Source organism: Streptomyces sp. NPDC014861 (genome assembly GCF_043081625.1).
Taxonomy (GTDB): Bacteria; Actinomycetota; Actinomycetes; order Streptomycetales; family Streptomycetaceae; genus Streptomyces.
In genome coordinates this window covers 321026-341873 of record NZ_JBIBWV010000003.1, presented here as the reverse complement: position 1 = coordinate 341873, position 20848 = coordinate 321026, and the positions used below count along the sequence as shown (strand labels likewise).

The 20848-nt window shown below is 74.1% G+C and carries 18 protein-coding genes; 7 read left to right on the top strand and 11 right to left on the bottom strand.

Annotated features, from left to right (window positions below; all coding sequences use genetic code 11):
- Nucleotides 1–139: 139 nt before the first annotated feature.
- The 6 genes from alaS to ACF1BN_RS08175 form a co-directional block, all read right to left on the bottom strand.
- On the bottom strand, nucleotides 140–2785 hold the full coding sequence (gene alaS, locus ACF1BN_RS08200) for an alanine--tRNA ligase (protein ID WP_392330769.1): 2646 nt from the start codon (nucleotides 2783–2785) through the stop codon (nucleotides 140–142).
- Nucleotides 2786–2810: 25 nt separating this feature from the next.
- A complete protein-coding gene (locus ACF1BN_RS08195) occupies nucleotides 2811–3380 on the bottom strand; it encodes a GNAT family N-acetyltransferase (RefSeq protein ID WP_392330768.1) in 570 nt (189 codons plus the stop codon).
- Nucleotides 3380–4438 carry a tRNA (adenosine(37)-N6)-threonylcarbamoyltransferase complex transferase subunit TsaD gene (gene tsaD, locus ACF1BN_RS08190; protein ID WP_392331009.1) on the bottom strand — a complete coding sequence of 353 codons (1059 nt, stop codon included), beginning with the start codon at nucleotides 4436–4438 and terminating at the stop codon, nucleotides 3380–3382. The genes ACF1BN_RS08195 and tsaD overlap by 1 nt, the downstream gene beginning before the upstream one ends.
- A 149-nt stretch (nucleotides 4439–4587) precedes the next feature.
- Nucleotides 4588–7041: a SpoIIE family protein phosphatase gene (locus tag ACF1BN_RS08185; RefSeq protein ID WP_392330767.1), complete on the bottom strand. Its 2454-nt coding sequence runs from the start codon at nucleotides 7039–7041 to the stop codon at nucleotides 4588–4590.
- Nucleotides 7042–7199: 158 nt separating this feature from the next.
- Nucleotides 7200–7343, bottom strand: a complete 144-nt coding sequence (locus ACF1BN_RS08180; RefSeq protein WP_392330766.1) for a hypothetical protein — start codon at nucleotides 7341–7343, stop codon at nucleotides 7200–7202.
- A gap of 17 nt (nucleotides 7344–7360) precedes the next feature.
- Nucleotides 7361–10036: an FAD/NAD(P)-binding protein gene (locus ACF1BN_RS08175; RefSeq protein ID WP_392331008.1), complete on the bottom strand. Its 2676-nt coding sequence runs from the start codon at nucleotides 10034–10036 to the stop codon at nucleotides 7361–7363.
- Nucleotides 10037–10260: 224 nt separating this feature from the next.
- Here ACF1BN_RS08175 and ACF1BN_RS08170 point away from each other — a divergent pair, with 224 nt between their 5' ends.
- Nucleotides 10261–10722 carry an RrF2 family transcriptional regulator gene (locus ACF1BN_RS08170; protein ID WP_392330765.1) on the top strand — a complete coding sequence of 154 codons (462 nt, stop codon included), beginning with the start codon at nucleotides 10261–10263 and terminating at the stop codon, nucleotides 10720–10722.
- Between the two features lie 155 nt (nucleotides 10723–10877).
- Here the strand turns inward: ACF1BN_RS08170 and ACF1BN_RS08165 are convergent, their stop codons facing one another.
- Together ACF1BN_RS08165 and ACF1BN_RS08160 are read right to left on the bottom strand one after the other, a co-directional pair.
- Entirely contained in the window at nucleotides 10878–12398 is a 1521-nt protein-coding gene (locus ACF1BN_RS08165) for a catalase (RefSeq protein ID WP_392330764.1), read from the bottom strand.
- Nucleotides 12399–12540: 142 nt separating this feature from the next.
- A complete protein-coding gene (locus tag ACF1BN_RS08160; protein ID WP_392330763.1) occupies nucleotides 12541–12909 on the bottom strand; it encodes a PRC-barrel domain-containing protein in 369 nt (122 codons plus the stop codon).
- 237 nt (nucleotides 12910–13146) lie between these two features.
- Here ACF1BN_RS08160 and ACF1BN_RS08155 point away from each other — a divergent pair, with 237 nt between their 5' ends.
- The gene (locus ACF1BN_RS08155) at nucleotides 13147–14208 is read left to right on the top strand and encodes a sugar ABC transporter substrate-binding protein (protein WP_392330762.1); all 1062 of its coding nucleotides are present in this window, start codon (nucleotides 13147–13149) and stop codon (nucleotides 14206–14208) included.
- Nucleotides 14209–14282: 74 nt separating this feature from the next.
- Here ACF1BN_RS08155 and eat read toward each other — a convergent pair whose 3' ends face one another.
- Complete coding sequence (gene eat, locus ACF1BN_RS08150; protein ID WP_392330761.1) at nucleotides 14283–15725, bottom strand: ethanolamine permease; 1443 nt, start codon at nucleotides 15723–15725, stop codon at nucleotides 14283–14285.
- Nucleotides 15726–15922: 197 nt separating this feature from the next.
- Between eat and ACF1BN_RS08145 the strand changes: the two genes are divergently transcribed.
- Nucleotides 15923–16540 carry a histidine phosphatase family protein gene (locus ACF1BN_RS08145; protein ID WP_392330760.1) on the top strand — a complete coding sequence of 206 codons (618 nt, stop codon included), beginning with the start codon at nucleotides 15923–15925 and terminating at the stop codon, nucleotides 16538–16540.
- Between the two features lie 180 nt (nucleotides 16541–16720).
- Nucleotides 16721–17125 carry an FKBP-type peptidyl-prolyl cis-trans isomerase gene (locus ACF1BN_RS08140; RefSeq protein WP_392330759.1) on the top strand — a complete coding sequence of 135 codons (405 nt, stop codon included), beginning with the start codon at nucleotides 16721–16723 and terminating at the stop codon, nucleotides 17123–17125.
- An 11-nt stretch (nucleotides 17126–17136) separates the two neighbouring features.
- On the opposite strand, the gene ACF1BN_RS08135 is transcribed toward ACF1BN_RS08140, so the two are convergent.
- Both ACF1BN_RS08135 and ACF1BN_RS08130 read right to left on the bottom strand, forming a co-directional pair.
- The gene (locus ACF1BN_RS08135) at nucleotides 17137–17994 is read right to left on the bottom strand and encodes a pyridoxamine 5'-phosphate oxidase family protein (RefSeq protein ID WP_392330758.1); all 858 of its coding nucleotides are present in this window, start codon (nucleotides 17992–17994) and stop codon (nucleotides 17137–17139) included.
- Entirely contained in the window at nucleotides 17991–19271 is a 1281-nt protein-coding gene (locus ACF1BN_RS08130) for a globin domain-containing protein (RefSeq protein ID WP_392330757.1), read from the bottom strand. The genes ACF1BN_RS08135 and ACF1BN_RS08130 overlap by 4 nt, the downstream gene beginning before the upstream one ends.
- 466 nt (nucleotides 19272–19737) lie before the next feature.
- On the opposite strand from ACF1BN_RS08130, the gene ACF1BN_RS08125 reads away from it, so the two are divergent.
- The 3 genes from ACF1BN_RS08125 to ACF1BN_RS08115 all read left to right on the top strand — a co-directional run bounded on the left by ACF1BN_RS08125 (nucleotide 19738) and on the right by ACF1BN_RS08115 (nucleotide 20827).
- Nucleotides 19738–19893, top strand: a complete 156-nt coding sequence (locus tag ACF1BN_RS08125) for a DUF6131 family protein (protein WP_392330756.1) — start codon at nucleotides 19738–19740, stop codon at nucleotides 19891–19893.
- A gap of 153 nt (nucleotides 19894–20046) precedes the next feature.
- On the top strand, nucleotides 20047–20268 hold the full coding sequence (locus ACF1BN_RS08120; protein WP_392330755.1) for a DUF6480 family protein: 222 nt from the start codon (nucleotides 20047–20049) through the stop codon (nucleotides 20266–20268).
- A 133-nt stretch (nucleotides 20269–20401) separates the two neighbouring features.
- Complete coding sequence (locus ACF1BN_RS08115) at nucleotides 20402–20827, top strand: VOC family protein (protein ID WP_392330754.1); 426 nt, start codon at nucleotides 20402–20404, stop codon at nucleotides 20825–20827.
- Nucleotides 20828–20848 lie beyond the last annotated feature (21 nt).

Genomic DNA, 20848 nt, shown 5'->3' with positions numbered 1-20848 from the left:
TTGGGGGGGGCGGGGCGGGGGGGGGCGGGGGCCCCCGGCCCCCCCGCGCGGGGGGGGGGGGGGGGGGGCGGCGGCGGGGGGGGGGGGGGGCGCGGGGCCGGGGGGGGGGGGCGGGCCCCCCCCCCCCCCCGCGCCCCTCTCAGCCGCCGGCGACCACCCGGGGCAGTTCCGCCAGGGTGCCGGCGACGCGGTCGGCGGCCAGTCCGCCGCCCTGCGCAAGCTCCGGGGAGCCGCCTCCGCGTCCGTCGAGGAGCCGCTTGACCAGGGCGGCCGCGTTCAGCCCCGTCCCGAGGGCCGCCTTGTTCAGGGCGACGACGACCGCACCCGACTCCGCACCGATGCCGACGACGCCGGGCACAGCGGCGGGAAGGCGGTCGCGGACGGCGGTGGCCAGGGCCCGGGCCTCGTCGGCGCCGCCCTCGGCGCCGGCGGTGACGACCTGGACGCCGTTCACGCCGGTCGCGCTCGCGGCGAGTTCGGCGGCGCGGGCGGTGGTGGCCCGCTGCCTGAGGCGGGCGTTCTCCCGGTCGGCGGCCTTGAGGCGGTCGAGGAGGCCCGCGATCCGCTCGGGGAGCTCGGCGCGGGGCGCGCCCAGCTGCTCGGCGATGCGGGCGACGAGGTCGCGCTCGCGGGCCAGGTAGCCGAAGCCCTCGATGCCGACGGCGGCCTCCAGGCGGCGCATGCCCGCGCCGACCGAGGACTCCGAGGTCAGGGCGACGGTGCCGATCTGGGCGGCGTGCTCGACGTGGGTGCCGCCGCACAGCTCGCGCGACCAGGCCCCGCCGATCTCGACGACCCGGACCTTCTCCCCGTACGTCTCGTCGAAGAGGGCGAGCGCGCCCAGTTCCTTCGCCTCCGGCAGCGTCATCCAGCGGACGCCGACCGGCAGGTCGCGGCGCAGGGCCCGGTTGGCGGCCTCCTCCACCTCGGAGCGGACGGCAGGGGAGAGCGCGCCGCGCCAGGGGAAGTCGAGGCGGAGGTGGCCGGGCCGGTTGTAGGAGCCGGCCTGGAGGGCGGTGGGGCCGAGGACCTCCCGGAGCGCGGCGTGCAGGACGTGGGTGCCGGAGTGGGCCTGGCGGGCGCCGAGCCGCCACTCGGCGTCGACGGCCGCGTGGACCGTGTCGTCCACGGCCAGTTCGCCGGCCGTGATCCGCGCCCGGTGGACGACCAGGCCGGGCAGGGGCCGCTGGACGTCGACGACCTCGGCCTCCACCGAGGCGCCGGAGAGCAGGCCGGCGTCGCTGTCCTGGCCGCCGGACTCGGCGTAGAAGGGGGTCCGGTCCAGGACCACGGTGACGAGGTCGCCGGTGCGAGCGACCGGGACCGGGCCCTCGCCCCCGAGAAGCGCGAGGACCCGGGACTCGGTGGTGAGGGCGGACCACGCGCGCCAGTCCGTCGGCCCGTGCGCGTCGAGGACCGTGCGGAGGGCGGAGGTGTCGGCCGCGCCGCCGGACTTGCGGGCCCGGGCGTCGGCGCGGGCGCGCTCCCGCTGGGCGTTCATCAGGGCGGTGAAGCCGTCGCGGTCGACCTCCACGCCCTGCTCGGCGGCCATCTCCAGGGTGAGGTCGATGGGGAAGCCGTACGTGTCGTGGAGGAGGAAGGCCTGGGCTCCGGGCAGCGAGCGCCCGCCCTCGTCCTTGACCTTGGCGACGGCGGTGTCCAGGACGGTGGTGCCCTGCCGGAGGGTGGCCCGGAAGGCGTCCTCCTCGCCGTACGCCTGATCGGAGATCCGCGCGTACCCCTCCACGACCTCCGGGTAGGAGGGGGCCATGCAGTCGCGGGCGACGGGGAGCAGTTCGCGGAGGGCCGGGTCGTGGAAGCCGAGCTGGCGCATGGAGCGGACGGAGCGGCGCAGGATGCGGCGCAGGACGTAGCCGCGGCCCTCGTTGCCGGGGGCGGTGCCGTCGGCGAGGAGCATGAGGGCGGTGCGGACGTGGTCGGCGACGACCCGGAGCCGGACGTCGGACTCCGCGTCGGCCCCGTACCGCACGCCGGCCAGGTCGGCGGCGCGGTCCAGGACGGGGCGGGTCTCGTCGATCTCGTACAGGTTGTCCTTGCCCTGGAGGAGGGTGGCCATCCGCTCCAGGCCCATGCCGGTGTCGATGTTGCGGCGGGGCAGCTCGCCGAGGATCGGGTAGCCGGACTTGCCGGGGCCCTCGCCGCGCTCGTACTGCATGAAGACGAGGTTCCAGAACTCCATGTACCGGTCCTCGTCGACGGCCGGTCCGCCCTCGCGGCCGAGGGCGGGGCCGCGGTCGTAGTACAGCTCGGAGCAGGGGCCGCAGGGGCCGGGGACGCCCATGGACCAGAAGTTGTCCTCGTCGCCGCGGGCCACGATCCGCTCGTCGGGCAGCCCCGCGACCGCGCGCCAGATGCCGCGGGACTCGGTGTCGGAGTGGTGGACGGTGACCCAGATCCTGTCCGGGTCCAGGCCGTAGCCGCCGTCCGCCTGCTGCTTCGTGGACAGGTCCCAGGCGAAGGCGATGGCCTCCTCCTTGAAGTAGTCACCGAAGGAGAAGTTGCCGTTCATCTGGAAGAACGAGCCGTGCCGGGTGGTCTTGCCGACCTCCTCGATGTCGAGGGTCCGCACGCACTTCTGCACGCTCGTCGCCCGCTCCCACGGAGGGGTGGCCTCGCCGGTGAAGTAGGGCTTGAACGGCACCATGCCCGCGTTGACGAACAGCAGCGTCGGGTCGGGCGTGGGCAGGGGCGCGCTCGGGACGACGGTGTGGCCCCGGGCCGCGAAGTGGTCGAGGAAGCGCTGTCGGATGTCGGCGGTACGCAAGGGTCTCACTGCTCCGGTGAAGAGGTCATAGGGGGCGAGGGGCGGCTGTGCGGGCCGGGTGTCGGGGGCCGAGGAAGGCGGCGTGGCCGCCTCCCCCGGGCGCGGGGTGGGTGGCCTGGGTCCAGCCCTCCCGCTCGTAGAAGGCGACGGCCGTCCGGGCCGCGACGGAGGTCAGCAGCCAGCAGCGGCCGTCGGCCCGGTCGGCGGTGACCGCGTGCAGGAGCCGGGCGCCGAGCCCGGCGCCCCGGGCCCGGCCGGCGACGGCGAGCTCGTCGACCTCGCGGGCGCCGCACAGCCACGCGGCCGTCCTGTCCTCGCCCAGGGCCGCCGCTATGGGCGGGTGGCAGTGGTCGGCGGGGAACGGGTCCGGGGTGGTCCAGGCCGTCGCCCAGCCGAGGACCGTGTCCCCGTCGGACGCGAGGGCCGCGGTGAAGCCGGGCCGTGCCACGTCCCGGGAGAGCCGCTCCAGGTAGTGCTCGGCGCGCTCCGGGCCCTCCCGCCAGGGCGGTCCGCCGAACGCGTCGGCGTACACCGCGCGCACCCCGTCGGCGCGGACGAGGAGGCGGCGCCCGGAGACCCGCTCGACGGTGGGCATCAGGCGGCTCTGGCCCGGGTCGGGGGCAGCGGGGTGAGGGAGGCGTACTCCAGGGGCGCCGACGGGTCGATCGACACGTCCAGCGGGGCGGGTTCGGCACCGGCCCGTACGAGGAGGTCGCCGACGGCCGCGATCATGGCGCCGTTGTCGGTGCACAGCGTCATCGGCGGGACGCGCAGCTCGACGCCGGCGGCGGCGCACCGCTGCTCGGCCAGCGCCCGGACGCGGGAGTTCGCGGCGACGCCGCCGACCACGATCAGCGTCCTCACGTCGTACGCGGCGCAGGCCGCCATCGCCTTGCGGGTGAGCACGTCGGCGACGGCCTCCTGGAGGGCCGCGGCCCCGTCCGCGACGGGCAGGTCGACGCCCCGCGCCCGGTGCTTCTCGACCCAGCGGGCGGCGGCCGTCTTGAGCCCGGAGAAGGAGAAGGCGTACGGGTCGTCGCCGGGGCGCGTGAGCGGCCGGGGGAAGTCCACGGCGCGCGGGTTCCCGTCCCGGGCGGCCCGGTCGATGGCGGGCCCGCCGGGGTAGGACAGGCCCATGACGCGGGCGACCTTGTCGAAGCACTCCCCCGCCGCGTCGTCGAGGGTGTCGCCCAGGTGCAGGATCGGCTCGCGCGCCAGGTCCCGGACGAGCAGCAGCGAGGTGTGGCCGCCGGAGACGATCAGGACGACACAGGGGCTGGGCAGCGGTCCGTGCTCCAGGGTGTCGGCGGCGACGTGCCCGGCGAGGTGGTGCACCCCGTAGAGCGGCGCCCCGGCCGCGTAGGCGAACGCCTTCGCCCCGGCCAGACCGACCTGGAGGGCCCCGGACAGGCCGGGTCCCGTGGTGACGGCGACGGCGTCGATCTGCCCCGGCCGCAGCCCCGCCCGGTCCAGTGCCTCGCGGACGACCGGGGTGAAGGCCTGAAGGTGGGCGCGGGCCGCGATCTCGGGCACCACCCCGCCGAAGAGCGCGTGCTCGTCCATGCTCGACGCCACGACGTGCGCGAGCAGTCTCCCGTCGCGCACGATCCCGGCTCCGGTCTCGTCGCACGACGACTCGATTCCCAGGACGATCGGTCCGGCCACAGCACTCCTCCTGCACATCATTGCTAGTTGCAATATATGTGCAACAAGGTCGTGGCATGCCCCGGCCCGCATCCCCCGGCCCGCGCCTCGCCGGCCGCGCCGACCGGCCCGCGGACCCCGGCGGCCCCCGCACCGGCTCAGTGCGGGGGCACCGCCTGCTCGGCCCAGATCGTCTTGCCCCGCTCGCCGTACCGGCAGCCCCACCGGGACGCGAGCTGGGCGATCAGGAAGAGGCCCCGGCCGCCCTCGTCGGTGATCAGGGCGCGCCGCAGTCGCGGCTGCGTGTTGCTGGGGTCGGAGACCTCGCACACCAGCGCCCGGCCCCGGATCAGCCGGAGCCCGACCGGGCCGCCCGCGTACCGGATGGCGTTGGTGACCAGTTCGCTGACGATGAGCTCGGTCGAGAACATCAGCTCGTCCAGGCCCCAGGCCGCCAGCCGGGCCTTGACGTCGTGGCGCGCGTCGTGCACGGCCGCCGGATCGACCGGGTACTCCCAGTGGGCGGTGTCCTCGTCGGACACGGCCCTCGTGCGGGCGAGGAGCAGGGTGACGTCGTCGGCCGGGCGCTGCTGATGCGGGTGGCAGGCCATGAGATCGCGGCCCATCGCCTCCAGGGAGCGGTCGGCTCCGTGGAACCGTCCCAGGTTCCGCAGGAGTTCCTCGCTGCCCCGGGTGATGTCGTGGTCGTAGTCCACCAGGCCGTCGGTGTAGAGGGCGAGGACGCTGCCGGGTTCCACCGTGACCTCGGAGATGTCGAAGGGGTTGTCGCCCACGCCGAGCGGGGGGCCCGGGACGACGGGCACGAAGTCCGCGCCGCCGTCGGGACGCAGGACGGCGGGAGCGGGGTGCCCGGCGGAGGCCATCCGGCACACCCTGGTGACGGGGTCGTAGACGGCGAAGAGGCAGGACGCGCCGACGGCGTCCGGCTGCTCGGCCTCGGCCTGCATGCGCTGCACGAGGTCGTCGAGGTGGATGAGGAGCTCGTCCGGCGGCAGGTCGAGGTCCGCGAGGGTCTGGACCGCCGTACGGAGCCGGGCCATGGTCGCCGTGGCCTGGAGGCCGTGCCCGATGACGTCGCCGACGACGAGACCGATGCGCATCGACGACAGCGGCAGGGCGTCGAACCAGTCGCCGCCGACGCTGAGGGTGCCGCTGGCCGGCAGGTAGATCCCGGACGTCTCGGCCGCCTGGCTCTCGGTCACGGCCGGCGGCAGCAGGCTGCGCTGGAGGACGAGGGCGGTGCGGTGCTCGCGGGTGTAGCGGTGCGCGTTGTCCAGCGCCATGGCGGTCCGGTCGCACAGGTCCTGGAGAAGCCTGATCTCCGGATCCCCGAACGGCTCCGGGGTCGTGGTGCGCCACACGAGCACGTACCCGAAGAGCCTCGACCGGTGGTACAGCGGGCAGCCGAGCGCGCTGTGCATGCCCTCGGGCATCATGCGGGCGGTGATCGCGGGATCGTCGCCCAGCATCGCCCGGGCGGTCCTGGCGTCCGCCGCGATGACACCGGCGACGGCCGTGTCCGCGCTCTCCGGCGGCGCCTCGGGCACCGGCTCCCCCTGCTGCACCAGGGCCTCCGGCCACACGCCGTCGGCGGACTTGACCGCCACCCGGCGCGGGTTCGACGCTTCGTGACCCGGGAATCCGGGGCCGGGATCGCGCCCCTGCAGCACGTCGTCGGGGAAGTCGACGCACGCCAGGTCGCCGAGGGCCGGGACCAGGAGGTCGACCAGGTCACGCGCCGCGCGCACGACGTCGAGCGACTCGCCGATCTCGAACGCCCTGCGGTACGCGTCGGTGAGCCGGTGCTGGGCGCGCAGCCGCGCGGCGGGCTCGGTCGTCACGACGACGACCCCGCGGCGGGTGCCGTCCTCGTCGTCCAGGGGGAAGCACGCCAGGCTCAGGACCGGCTCGGCGCCGGTCTTCCCGCTCCGGAAGTCGGCGCCGACGACGGGCGTCCCGGTGGTCGCGACCTGCCGCAGGATCTCCCGCACGGTCCGGTCGCCGTCCGCGTCGGTGAGGCCGTACAGCCAGTCCGCGCCCGCGCCCGCCGGGCGGTGCGCGTCCAGGGCCGCGTTGCTCCGCGTCATCCGGAGTTCCCGGTCGAACTCGGCGACGCCGAGCCGCCCCTGCCCGAACAGCGAGCGCGCCAGGGCCCGGTCCGCGTCCGGGTCCGCGTTCGTGTGCGGGTGCGGGTGTGGGTCCGCGTGCGGGTCCAGGTCCGGATCCGGGTCGGGGTCCCGGCCCGGGGCCAGGTCACGGGTGGCCGTCGGTCCCCGGACCACGAGCAGGCTCGCGCCGTCGGCGGCGCCGGGGAGATGGGCGATGTCGGCCACGGCTCCGGCCTCGGCGGGGCCCAGGCGTACGCGGTGAACCGTGACAGCGGGTCCGGGTCCGGGTCCGGGCCCGGTCTCGGGGAGCGACACCCCCAGGACCTCCTCGACGGGGCGCCCGTCGATCTCCCTCGCGGTCCGCCCCAGCAGCACCTCGGCCGCGAGCGAGCACCACGTGACCCGACCGCGCGCGTCGAGGAGAAGGGCGGCCAGCCCTTCGAGTCCGCTGCTCGGGGCCCGGTCCCGCTCCGAGGGACTCACGTCGTACCTCCCTCACCGGGACAGGGGCGGCGCCCCACGGGGATGGTCCTTCCTCCAGGATGCGCCTGTCCGGCGCCCCGGGCACGCACACCCCCGCCGAACGGGTGGCGCGGGCCGCGCACGGCCGGACCGGGCCCCGCGCCGCCCAAGGCGGGGCCTCACGGCTTCTCCATGGGGTGAACCACCCCGCCGCCGGCATCAGGACCGCCGACGGCGACGACGACGGCGGTGTGCCGGTCCTCCCCGGGCAGCGGGCCGGTCCGGGGAGGCAGGCCGTTCCGCAGCCGCGGGCCGGTCCGCATCCGCGGTCCGGTCCGGATCAGCCGGCCAGTCCCGCCAGCCTCCGCCGGTCCAGCGGGGAGGCGCGGCGGTCCAGGCGCTGTTCGAGGAGGTGGCGGGCGGTGTCCCGGTGGCCGGCCTCCACAAGCGCGTACAGCAGGGTCTCCTCGACGACCTCGCGCTGTGCCGCGCTGCCTCCCACGCGGCGCAGTGAGGGGACGATTCCGCGCAGTTCCCGCACCGCCGTGGCCCAGTCCTCCTCCACGACCGCCTCCAGCGCGGTGCACAGCGGGACGACGACCTCCCGCTGGACCGGGTCCGCGCCGGCCGCGTGGGTACGCAGGCGGCGCAGGGCGGGGAGGTCGCCGGCGGCGGCGAGGGCGAGCGCGCCGTGCAGGGCCGTGAAGGCGGTCGAGGGGCGTTCGACCAGCTCGCGGGCGACCGCGTCGAGCACGCCCTCGGCGGGGACGCGGCCGGTCCAGTTCCTCGACATGCGGGCCCGCCACAGCAGGGAGCCGGAGTCGACGAGCGCCCGCACCCCGTTCACCTGGCCGGGGGCGAGCTGGGCGAACCAGCGGCGCCGGACCGCCGCGGAGTCGTCGAGGGCCAGTTCGTGGAGCGCCACGTGCCAGGAGAAGTGGGCGCGGTGGACGGCGCCCCTGCCCTGGCCGCCGATCCAGCCGTCGAGCCAGTCCCGGCCGGCGCGGTGCTCGCCGGACTCATAGTGGACGTGGGCGAGGGCGTGCACGGCGTGGCCGGAGGCGGGCTGCGCGGCGAGCGCGGCCCGGGCGAGCTCGCCGGCCTCCTCGATCCGCCCCTGCTCCTGCCGTACGAAGGAGAGGAGCGAGGTGTGGAACCAGTGCCCTTCGTAGGCGGGCGCGGTCCGCTCCACCAGTCCGAGGGCCAGGGTGCCGTCGAGGTCCGCGACGCCGGAGAAGGCGATGGTGGGGACGGCGATGCCGAGCGCCAACGCGTCGGCGGGGAAGCGGCCGAGATGGTCGACGAGCGCCCTGTCGCCGTCACCGGTGCCGGAGCCCCCCGCCTCGTGCTCCCTGACGCGGCGCGTGACGACGTCGACGAACGACCGCTCCCGCTCGTCGCCGCGTTCCCGGACACTGCGCTGGGCGTCCGCCAGCGCGCGGGAGACGTCGACGTCCGCTCCGGACTCGTGCCCGAGCAGGGCGAGTGCGGCGTGCGCGAGGGCGAAGCCGGGGTCCAGCTCGGTGGCGCGCGCGAAGGACTCGGCCGCCTTCGCCCGTACGGTGATCACCCGGCCGAGTCCGCAGCGGAAGGACGCCGCCGCCGCGGCATGGGTGGACAGCGGCAGCCCGAACGGGTCGACGGGCCGGCGGCGTACCGTCCGGGGAGCGCCGGCCAGGGGCGCGAGCACGGCCTCGGCGACCTCCTTGGCCTGGCTCCGGATCTCGGGGATCGCCGTGGTCTCCCACAGTTCGCCCCGGCGCGGCGCGCCCAGGGTGAACAGCGGTCGGTCCAGTCCCCCTCGCGCGTCGCGCAGCCTGCCGCCGTCGGTGGAGACGCCGATGCCCAGCGGACCGGCTACGGCGAGGCCGTCGGAGAGCAGCCCGCTCCACAGCGGGTCGCCACCGGCGTCGGCCCGCAGCCCCGGCCCCGTACAGTCCACCACCCATGCCACGCGCAGCTCACGCCCGTCGGCGAGGGAGACGGTCAGCCCGCCGTCCCTCCCGGGCGCCACGGAGGCGACCCGGCCGGCGTGGACGCGGAGCCTGCGGGCGGCGCGCGCCCGGGCGACGGTCTCGGCGGTGGAGGGGGCCATGCGGTGCCGGTGCACGTTCCACGGGGTGGCGTCACGGCCGAGGAACTCGGCCCGCTCGTCGTCCGTGAGGCCCTGCCAGAGGCGTGCGATCCCGGGCCGCAGCCCGTCGAAGGCGGGCCGCCAGTCGCCGTGGGCGCGGCGCGTCGCGGCGAAGTGGCGCGTCAGCTCCCTGCGGAGGCGGGGGAACGGGAGGGCGTGGAGGCCCGGCGGCGGCGGAACCGGCGGCAGCGGGGTGACCGCGTGCGGCTGCGGGAGCAGTCCGCCGCGCGACACGGCGTGGACCGTGCGGCCTGGCCGGTCGAGGACGAGCGCGAGATCCACGGCGGTGAGTCCGGTGCCGACGAGGAGGACGTCGTCCGCGGCGCCGACGGCGTCGAGCGCGCCGGCTGCCCAGGGGTCGGGGACGAACCGGTCGGAGGCGGCCAGCCCGTCCGGGGCCCAGCCCGCCCGGCCCGCCGCGGGTCCGGTGGCGAGGACGACGGTGTCCGCCGTCACGGTGCCGCCGTCGGCGAGCCTCAGGGCGAGGCGCCCTCCCGCCGCATCCGAGCAGCCCACCGCACGGGTGCGCAGCCGCCGTACGCGCACAGTGCCGTGCGCCGTGATGATGGCCCGGCCGAGCGTGTCGGCGAGGTAGGAGCCGTAGCGGTACCGGGGGGCGAAGTCGGCCGCGGTGACGGTGGGTTCGCCGTGCCGGCAGAGCCAGCGCCGGAAGTGGCCCGGGTCGTCCGGGTAGCAGCTCATGCCGCCGACGGGCACGTTGAGCCGGTGCTCGGGGACCTCGGTGGCGTACGCGGTGCCCCGGCCCGCCTCCGGTGCGGGGTCGACGAGGACCAGGTCGAGCGGGACGCGCCGCCGGGCCGCTCCTTCGCACAGCTGGACGGCGACGAGCGCACCGGCCGCGCCCGCGCCGACCACGGCCACGGTGGGGCGGGAACGGGTGGGCGCGACGGACGACGAGGGCGGGACGGGGACCACGGGGACCTCCAGCCGGGGACGGGTGCCACATGAGGAAAGTTCACTATGTCGATGAACAAAGTGGAGTGGCAATGCCGCTTCCGGACAACAACGGTCTCGGGGCGCACGCCTGACGGCCCGGGGGCGTCGCCGTCTGCCGGGCGTCCCGCTCCTCGTGAGACATTGGGTCCGTGAGGATCTCTGCGCGCACGGACTACGCCATCCGGGCCATGGCCGAGCTGGCCGGCTCACCGGACCGGCCGCTCAAGGCCGAGGACATCGCGGGACGCCAGGACATCCCCGTCCGCTTCCTCTTCGCCGTGCTGAGCGACCTGCGGCAGGCGCGTCTGGTGCGCGGTGTGCGCGGCCCCGAAGGCGGCTACTCCCTCACCCGGCCGGCCGCGGAGATCACCCTCGCCGACGTCATCCGCGCGATGGACGGACCGCTCGTCAGCGTCCGGGACCTGAAGCTGACCGGTCTCGCGTACGAGGGCGCGGCGGCCCCGCTCCCCGACGTGTGGCGTGCCGTGCGCACCAGCCTGCGCGAGGTCCTGGAGGGCACGACGCTCGCGCACCTGGCGTCGGGCGCGCTGCCCGAGCCCGTACGGGACCGGGCCCGCGAGTACAACGACGACGTACGCACCTACCCGTAGCCCCCGCGCGAAGCCCGCGACCCGCACCGGGCGAGGGGCTCCGCTCCGCTCGCGGCCGTGCGACCGGACAACGGCGGCGGAGCCGGGGGTCATGAGCGGCGTCGCTCATGACCCCCGGCTCCGCGAGGGGCGGGACCGGCCGGGGGCTGGTTCCGTCAGGCCTTGTGCTGCATGGAGCTGCGTGCGGGGTTGGCCTGTTCGGCGGCCTTGGGGTCCTTCTCGCCGGCCTTGGCCCGTACGCCCTGGGCGATGCGCTCGCCGAGGGCCTTGTCGATGTTCTTCCAGTACTCGAAGGCGCGCTCCAGGACGGGTTCGGTGACGCCGTTCAGGAGGTGTCCCACGACGTTGTCGACCAGGCGGTCGCGGGCCGCGTCGTCGAGGACCTCGCGGACGAGGGTGCCGGGCTGGCCCCAGTCGTCGTCCTCGGGATGGTCGACATAGGCCGACCGGGTGATCTCGCCGTCAGCCGTCCAGCTGGGCGGGGTCCCGTACCGTTCGGTGTCGGCGGCCGGCCCGCCCTTGGAGTTCGGGGCGTAGACCGGATCGCTCGTCTTCCGGTACGCCATCGCCCCGTCCTTGGAGTACGAGTGGACGTCGACGACCGGCGCGTTCACGGGAAGCTGCTGGTAGTTGCCGCCGATGCGGTGGCGGTGGGCGTCCGCGTACGAGAACAGGCGCGCCAGCAGCATCCGGTCGGGGCTCGGCCCGATGCCGGGGACGAGGTTGTTCGGCTGGAAGGCCGCCTGCTCGATCTCGGCGTGGTTGTCGGTCGGGTTGCGGTCCAGGGTCATGCGGCCGACCGGGATGAGCGGGTAGTCGCCGTGCGGCCACACCTTGGTGAGGTCGAAGGGGTTGAACCGGTACGTCGCCGCTTCCTCGTACGGCATGACCTGCACGTGCAGCGTCCAGCTCGGGAACTCGCCGTCGCGGATGTGCTCGAAGAGGTCGCGCGTGTGGTAGTCGGTGTCGGCGGCGGCCATCTGGTCGGCCTCGTCCTGGGTGAAGAACTCGATGCCCTGGTCGGTCTTGAAGTGGTACTTCACCCAGAACCGCTCGCCGGCCGCGTTGATCCACATGTACGTGTGCGAGGTGTAGCCGTTCATGTGGCGCCAGGTGCGCGGGACGCCCCGGTCGCCCATCAGCCAGGTGACCTGGTGGGCGGACTCCGGGGAGAGGGTCCAGAAGTCCCACTGCATGTCGTGATCGCGCAGGTTGCTGTCGGCCCGGCGCTTCTGGGACCGGATGAAGTGCTGGAACTTCATCGGGTCCTTGATGAAGAAGACCGGCGTGTTGTTGCCGACCATGTCGTAGTTGCCTTCGCCGGTGTAGAACTTCACCGCGAAGCCGCGCGGGTCGCGCCAGGTGTCGGGGCTGCCCCGCTCACCGGCGACCGTGGAGAAGCGGGCGACGAGATCGGTGCGGACACCCGGCTGGAACAGCGCCGCCTTGGTGTAGCGGCTGACGTCGTGGGTGACCTCGAAGTGCCCGAAGGCACCGCTGCCCTTGGCATGCGGCTGGCGCTCGGGGATCCGCTCGCGGTTGAACTGCGCCATCTGCTCGATCAGGTAGGCGTCCTGGAGCAGGATCGGACCGCCCGGACCGACGGTGAGCGAGTGTTCGTCGCTCTCCACCGGGGCGCCGGAGTCGGTCGTGGTGGCGGGTCGACTGTCGGTCATCGGTCGTACTGCCTTCCCTCGTCATGGACAGGTCCCAGCCTGACCTCACTCGGGCGAGGCCACCACCGGAGGCGGGGCCGCGCCCGATCGGTGGAGGGGGTGGGCCCGGACGCGCCGGTGCGGGCCCTCCCCCACCGGACGGTCAGGCGACCGGCCCGCCGAAGGGGCCACCCGGCCAGTAGTACATGCCCACGTCCTGGCGGTAGGCCGGGTCCTCCAGGTGCTTCTCCCGGTGGAACTCGGGGGCGTCCTTGATCTGCTCCTTGGTGCGGTCGACGAAGATCTTCCGCTCGTCGATGTCGACCCGCTTCACGGTCGCGGCCGGCAGCAGGACCTCCTTGCCGAAGATCCAGACGCCCGTGTCCACGACCAGGTAGGAGTCCTCGACCTCGTCCGAGTGCTTGTCGACCTTTCCGACGTGCCCGTCGAGGGCCTCGACGGCGTAGCCGGTCAGGTCGGTGCCGGCCAGATGACCCGCGGTCGACTTGTAGCTCCACACGTTCTCGCTCACGCGAAACAACTCCTCCGGTCTCTGGAGGCGGGGCGCTCTCCCCGCCTGGGCACCGCCTGCCCCGGGTCGAGCGAGTCATTCCGCCTTGCTGAGTCGAGGGCAGTTCTTCATTTACTGGACGGTTCAGTCGTTGCCATCTCGTTAAACGTTTACTTCTTGACGGCAAACTGTCCGCCCGAGTTGACTTCGCTGCACCTCGGCCGCAATGTCGCGGTCTCGTCAGGGAGGCACCCCACCATGAACGCAATGACCCGTCGCGCCGTCATGGGCGCGGCCGTGGTCTCCACGGTCCTCACCCTCTCCGCCTGCGGCCAGGCCGACGGCGGGAGCGAGGCGAAGGGCAGCTCGACCAAGATCGGTCTTCTCCTGCCGGAGAACAAGACCGCGCGGTACGAGGCGCTGGACAAGCCGCAGTTCGAGAAGGCCGTCAAACGCCGCTGTCTCGACTGCGAGGTCGTGTACAACAACGCCGTCTCCGACGTCGTGAAGCAGAAGCAGCAGTTCGACCGGCTCATCGCCGACGGCGTGAAGGTCATCGCGCTCGGCTCGGTCGACGCCGCCAAGTCCGCCGGCTGGGTCGAGGAGGCGCACGGCAAGGGCGTCAAGGTCGTCGCGTACGACCGGGCGATCAAGGGCGCCGACGTCTACGTCAGCCACGACAACTACAAGGTGGGCGAGTTCCAGGGCGAGGCCCTGCTGGCGGCCCTGGGCCACAGGGCCGACACCGCGTCCGTCGTGATGATCAACGGTGACGAGAAGGACCCGAACGCGGCCCTGTTCAAGAAGGGCGCGCACAACGCCCTGGAGGGCATGGTCGGCAGGATCGCCTACGAGGCGTCCGGCGAGTGGGACCCGAAGGTCGCGGGCGAGAAGATGGCCGCCGCCGTCTCCTCCGTCGGCAAGGGCAAGATCGACGCCGTCTACTCCGCCAACGACGGCATGGCGGGCGGCATCATCACCGCCCTGGAGAACGCCGGCATCAAGAACATCCCGGTGGGCGGCCAGGACGCCGAGATCGCGGGGATCCAGCGGATCGTCGCCGGCACCCAGACCTTCACCATCTACAAGTCGCCGCTCGACCTGGCACCCACGGCCGCCGAGTTCGCGGTCGACATGCTCATGGAGGTGCCGATCCGCGCCCAGACCGTGACGGACGGCGTGCCGTCGAAGCTCCTCGACCCGGTGGTGGTCGACCGGACCAACATCCAGTCCACCGTGGTCAAGGACGGCATCTACACCGCCGCCGACATCTGCACCGGCGAGCTCGCCGACAAGTGCGCCGAGCTGGGCATCAAGTAGCGCGCTCGCGCGCCCGGACCCGGCGCCGCCGCGCGACGCCGGGTCCGGGCTTCAAGGGGTGAATCCGGGGCGGGTCAGTCGCGTGTGAGCTCGGCCTCCGCCTCGGCGAGCGCCGCGAACTCCTCCTCGGGCGCCCTGGCCACCAGACGGTGCCGGCTGTAGAAGGCGAAGTAGCCGAGCGCGACCACGTACACCCCGAGCGCGATGAGCGCCGCGTCCTTGTCCACCAGGAAGGTCGCCACCAGGGCGAAAACGGCGAGGACGAGGGCGACGGACGACGTCAGGACGCCGCCCGGGGTCCGGTACGGGCGGTCGAGACCCGGCTCGCGGCGGCGCAGCACGATGTGGGAGAGCGCCATCAGGGCGTACGAGATGGTGGCGCCGAACACGGCGATGTTCAGCATCCGCGCCCCGTCGCCGGTGCCGGCCGCCAGGGCGAAGCCGATCGCCCCGGGGATCAGCAGGCCCAGGTACGGCGCCTTGCGGCGGCTGGTGAGGGAGAGGAATCGGGGCAGGTAGCCGGCCCTGGAGAGCGCGAAGAGCTGGCGCGAGCCCGCGTAGATCAGCGAGAAGAACGAGGCCACCAGGCCGGCGAGGCCGGCGTAGTTGACGAAGCGGCTGAGCGCGGTCGGCTCGCCGTCGCCCTGGAGGGCGACCACCAGCGGGTTCCCGGCCTCCTGGATGGCGGCCGAGCCGCGCGCGCCGGTCGCGGCGAGGAAGGTGATGACCGCGAGGAGCGTCAGGACGCCCATCGACAGGGCGAGGGCCCGGGGCATCGAGCGCACCGGGTCCTTGGCCTCCTCCGCCGCCAGCGGCACTCCCTCGACTCCCAGGAAGAACCACATGCCGAAGGGGAACGCCGCCCAGATGCCGAGCAGGCCGAAGGGCAGCCAGGAGTTCGCGCCGAAGGCGGTCGTGTCGACGGGGATGTCGTCGAGACGGTCCACGTGGAAGTCGCTGAGCGCGCCGAGCGCGAAGACGAGGAGCGCGGCCACGGCGACGGCGGTGACGACCAGGCTGAACCGCAGCGCCTCGCCGACCCCCCACAGGTGGATGCCGATGAAGAGGGCGAAGCAGACGAGGTGGACCGGCCACCCCGATTCCAGTCCGAAGAGTCCGAGCGACTCGACGTAGTCCCCGATGAAGATGGAGATGGCGGCGGGTGCCAGGACGTACTCGATGAGGATGGCGGTGCCGGTCAGGAAGCCGCCCCAGGTGCCCAGTGCCCGGCGGGCGAAGCCGTAGCCGCCGCCGGCGGTGGGCAGGATGGCGGACAGTTCGGCGAGCGAGAAGACCAGGCAGGCGTACATGGTGCCCATGAGCACCATTGCGATGGCCAGGCCGCCGAAGCCGCCCTCGGCCAGGCCGATGTTCCAGCCCGAGAAGTCGCCGGAGACGACGTACGCGACGCCCAGCCCGGTCAGCAGCAGCCACCCGGCGCTGCCTCGGCGCAGGGTGCGCCGTTCGAGGTAGTCGTCCCCTGCGGGCGTGCTCCTGGAGGTGTCTTCCACGGTCATGGCAGCGTTCAGCTCCCCGCGACGATCCCAATGGTGTGGCTGCATACCATTGCGCCGTACGGGTCGCCCGCGCAAGCCCCCTGGCGCCATCTCCCCCGGTGTCCCCCGCCCGGCCGTTCCCTCAACCGGCCTCACGCGCCGGGGGTTACGGTGGGGGCGGGGGCCCCGCAGGCGGCTTTCGAGAGGAGCGGCGCGGCATGGGTGACCTTCTCCTGGTCCGCCACGGCGAGACGGAGTGGAGCGCCGCCGGTCGGCACACCGGCCGCACCGATCTCCCGCTCACCGCGGAGGGCGAGGCCGAGGCGCGGGCGCTCGCGCCGTTCTTCGCCGGCCGCGCCGTGTCCTTCGTCCTGACCAGCCCGCTGCGGCGGGCCCGGCACACGGCCGAACTCGCCGGTCTGCGCGACGCGGCGACGGACGAGGACCTGTGCGAGTGGGACTACGGCGGATACGAGGGGCTCACCACGGCCCGCATCCACGAGGCGCGGCCGGACTGGTCGCTGTGGCGGGACGGCGTGCCCGCGCACGGCGACGGGCGGCCCGGCGAGTCCGCCGAGGACGTGGGGCGCCGGGCCGACCGGGTCCTCGCCCGGATCCGGCCCCTTCTGGCGGACTCCGGCGAGGACGGTGTCGTCGTCGCGCACGCGCACCTGCTCCGTGTGCTGACGGCCCGGTATCTCGACTTGCCGCCGTCCGAGGGGCGGTTGTTCCTGCTGACCACGGCCACGCTGGGCCGGCTGTCGACGGAGCACGGCCTGCCCGTGATCGCCGGCTGGAACCAGCGCCCCCTCCCCCGTGGCGGCGCCGGCCCGTGACCGGCGCGCCGGCTCCTCCGTGCCCGCCCCCGCCGCACGGCCCCGGATCCGCGGCGCCAGGAGCGACGGCCGCTCTCCCTCCTCCCCCGGCGGTCGGTAGCGTGTCCGTCTGCCGCATGGAGGGTCCATGGGTCCGGCCGGCCCGCGCGAGGGCCTCCGACGGAGAGTGACGAGGATGCGATGAGCGAACGGACGAAGCCCGAGGTCGAGGTTCCGGAGGGCGAGGCGCCCACCGAGCTGACCGTCCGGGACATCGTCGTGGGGACCGGTCCCGAGGCGAAGCCGGGGATGGTGCTGCGGGTCCACTACGTCGGGGTCACCTTCGCGTCGGGGAGGGAGTTCGACGCCTCCTGGGACCGGGGTGAGCCGTACAAGTTCGCCCTGGGCGGCGGCAAGGTCATCAAGGGCTGGGACCGGGGCGTGCGGGGGATGCGGGTCGGCGGCCGGCGCGAGATCGTCGTCCCCCCGCGCCTCGGCTACGGCAAGCAGTCGCCCACCCCGCTGATCCCGCCGGGCTCCACCCTCGTCTTCGTGGTGGATCTGGTCGCCTCGTACTCCGCCGCCACCGGGTGGAGCGACGCCTAGGTTCCGCCGCCTCAGGCGTTCTCTCCGCTCCTCGTGAACCAGCCGCTGAACGCCCCCGCCCCCGCCCCCGCCGCCGAGTCGGCCTTCGCGAGGACCGTCTCGGCCGCCGCGCGCCAGGTCGCCCGGTCGGCGCGGGGCGGCGGCACGAACGGGCCGCGCGCGGGGGCGTCGGCGGCGGCGCCGAAGAAGTCGCCGCCCTTGCGCCTGGTGTCGTCCGTGCCCCAGGACCGGCCGGTGCGGACCGGGGCCTTCTGGAGGTGGGGGATGTGCTTGGCGCAGTGGATGTACGCCTCGTCGACGGCGATCTCGACCCAGATCAGGGCCCGCCGGCCGGGCACCGGGTCGACGGCGAGCCCGGCGTCGGGACGGGCGCGGCGCATCTCGTCGTCGGGGACGACCCTGGCCCGCCCGTTGACGTGCAGGCCGATGCGGTCGCGGAGGAAGTCCACCATCAGCACGCCGACGTGCGGGTTCTCCTCGATGTTGCCGAGGCTGGCGTGGACGCCGTTGCCCCGGTACTCGGGGTAGGCGAGCGTCGTGTCGTCGAGGACGTGGAGGAAGCCGGGCGGACCGGCGCGGAAGGTGTTGTCGCAGGCTCCGTGGCGGTCGGCGGTGGCCAGGAAGAACATCTCCTGCCGTGCCGTGAACTCCCGCATGCGGGAGTTCAGCCGGTCGAGGACCTGTTCGGCGTAGAACCGGTCGGCGCGTTCGCCGGTCCCCAGACGCCACTGGACGAGGTGCTCGCCGTCGCTGCCCGGGCGGGTGGTGCGCAGGAGCGCGGTCGTCCGCTCGGTCCGCTCGATCCGGTCCGTCCGCTCCATCCGGTCCGTCCGGTCGAAGGTGCTCGGGTCCTGCTGGGAAGTGCTCACGTCGTCGCCCCGGCCAGTTCCTCTAGGGAGTCGTGTCGTATGCGGTGGGTGGGGATGCCGACGCCCACGAGGGCCTCGACACCACGGCGGATCATTCCGGGCGGGCCGGACAGATAGGCCTCGTGGGTGTACCAGGGGCCGTGCTCGCGGATGGCGTCGGGCAGGCCTCCCGAGGGAAGGCCGCCGGGGGCGTCGTCGAGGACGGACCGGACCGAGAGCCAGGGGTGCGACTGCCGGAGCCGCAGCAGGGTCTCGATGTCGTACAGGCCGTGGTTCTCGCGGGCACCGTAGAAGACGTCGACGGTGCGGTACCGGCCGTGCCGGGCGACGTCCTCCACGAGGGCCTTGATGGGGGCGATGCCGGTGCCGCCGCCCAGGCACAGCAGTCCGTTGTCGTTGTCGTGGTCCACGGTCATGGAGCCGGCGGGGGGACCGAGCCGGAGGGTGTCGCCGGGACGGGCCCGGTGCACGAGGGCGTTGGAGACCCAGCCCGCCGGGACGGCCTTGACGTGGAAGGACAGCAGCCCGTCGGAGCGCGGCGCGGAGGCGAAGGAGTAGTGCCGCCAGACCCGCGGCCACCAGGGGGTCTCCAGAGCGGTGTACTGCCCGGCGAGGAAGGGGTACGGCTGGTCGGGCCTGACGGTGACGACCGCGATGTCCCGGGTCCGCATCTCGTGGGCGACCACCTCCGCCTGCCACCAGGCCGGCGCGCGGAGTTCGTCCTCGGTCGCCGCGTCGATCATGATCTGCGAGATCGTCGTGTACGCGGCCACCCACGCGGCCTCGGTCCTCGGCCCCCAGACGGGGGCGGCGTACCGGGCGAGGGCGCCGATCAGGGCCTCGCCGACGGCCGGGTAGTGCTGGGGGCGGGTGCCGTACTTCCGGTGCCCGCGCCCGAGGTGGCCGAGGTAGGCGGTCAGGGTGGCGGGGTCGTCGGCGTGGGTGGCGGCGGTGAGCAGCGCCTTGAAGAGACGGTCCCGCTGGGTGTTCATGGCCGCGGGGAAGAGCTCCCGCAGGTCGGGGTGGCGCAGGAAGAGCAGGGCGTAGAAGTGCGAGGTGACCTGGTCGGCGATGGGCTCGATCTCGGCCATGGTGCGACGCAGGAGGGCCGCGTCCGAGTCGTCCGCCGGGCCGTCGCCGCCCCGGCCGGCCCGCGGGTGCGGCCCCGGGGGCGTCCGGGCCTCCGACGAGGTGCCGGAGGCCTGCGCGGGCCCTCGGGTGAACCAGCCCGTGCCTTCGCCGGACCCGTCGGTCGACGGAGTGGTCGGAGTTCCCATCGGTGCGCCTCGCCTCGAATCGCCTCGCCTTCACGTCCCTTCGTATGAGGGCGGCCCGACCATACATCGGCTTTCCGGAGGGGCGGGAAATTCGCCCAGAACCGTTGCACGAACGCGTTTTCCCAGTTCAGAGACGTGTTACTCATGAGTTCGAAGAGCACGCATAGATGTTCGGGGATTTTCCGGAAGGGAATTCCCGACGGAAAAGTCACGCCACCGACAGAACTCCTCCACAACCTCCGCAGAATGCCTTCGGCACGCACACGCCCCCGATCCCGTCGGTCTCCTCGCCGAGACACCGCGCGTCCACGATCCCCGGCCCGGCTCAGCACGTGCCCCGCCGGGCACATACACGCCGGGGATGCGGGCAGTCGCCGCGTGCGGGACGTCACCCCGGTCTCGTCCCGTCACCGTTCACCCGTGGGCCCGGCGCGAGTGTGGCCCCCAACAGAAACCGAGGCACGCCATGCTTCTAGTCGGAGTCATCCTTCTCGTCATCGGACTGGTCACCGGCATCTCCATCCTCTGGACGATCGGCCTCATCCTGGTCGTCATCGGCGCCGTCCTGTGGATCCTCGGGGCCATGGGACACGCGGTCGGCGGCCGGCGCCACTACTGGTGACCTCCCGACCCGAGCAGTACGGACCCACCGGGTCCGCCCCGGCGCCCGCCCGGACCACCGCGCCCGGACGGGCGGGCCGGGGCCCGAGGACCGCGAGCCCGCACGCGGCCGCGTCCGCCGCCACCGGCCCGCCCCACGCGAAAGGTGCGTGCGATGACCCGTCATGACCCTCCTCCCGACCCGGGCGCTCCGCTCCCCGGCGGCGCCGCTCACCCCGGCGAGACGCCCCCCGCGGAATCGGGCACCGGCTCCGGCACGGGACCGTACCGTCCCCTCACGCGCGGCTGGGGCAAGGGCCCGCTCGTGGCCATCGTCGTCCTGGCCGTACTGGTCGCCCTGTTCTTCCTCGCCTACGCGATCACGCTCGCCGTGTGACCCGCGCCGCCGCCACGGCGGCACGCGGAGTGCCGTCCGGGCGGCGCCGTCCGTCGCGGCGGCCCGGCGGTCCCGGCTTGGCCGGGGCGATGCGGGGCAGACGGCCCGTATGACAGTTCCGACCGTTCCTCAGGTGCCCCCCGTCCCCAAGACCAGCGTGCTGGTGCTCGACTGCTCCGATCCGGAGCCGTTGGCACGGTTCTACGCGACCCTGCTGGACGCCACCGTCGAGCCCGCCGGCGGCGACCCCGACCTCCTGCTCGTCTCCGGCCGTTCCGGGGTGACGCTCGGGATCCGCCGGGACCTCGGGCACGCGCCGCCGAGCTGGCCGCGCCCCGAGGACTCCCTCCAGGCCCACCTGGAGATCCTGGTGGCCCCGGACGCGCTCGACGACGCCGAGCGCGAGGCGGTCTCGCTCGGCGCGCGGCCCGTCGCGGCCGAGCGCGACGGCACCAGGACCGACCGCCGCACCGACCTCCGCCGCTACATGGACCCGGCCGGTCACTCCTTCGTCCTCACCACGATCTCCCCCGTCCAGGCCGCTTCCCCCCGGACGTGACGACGCCCGGGCGGCGGCCCG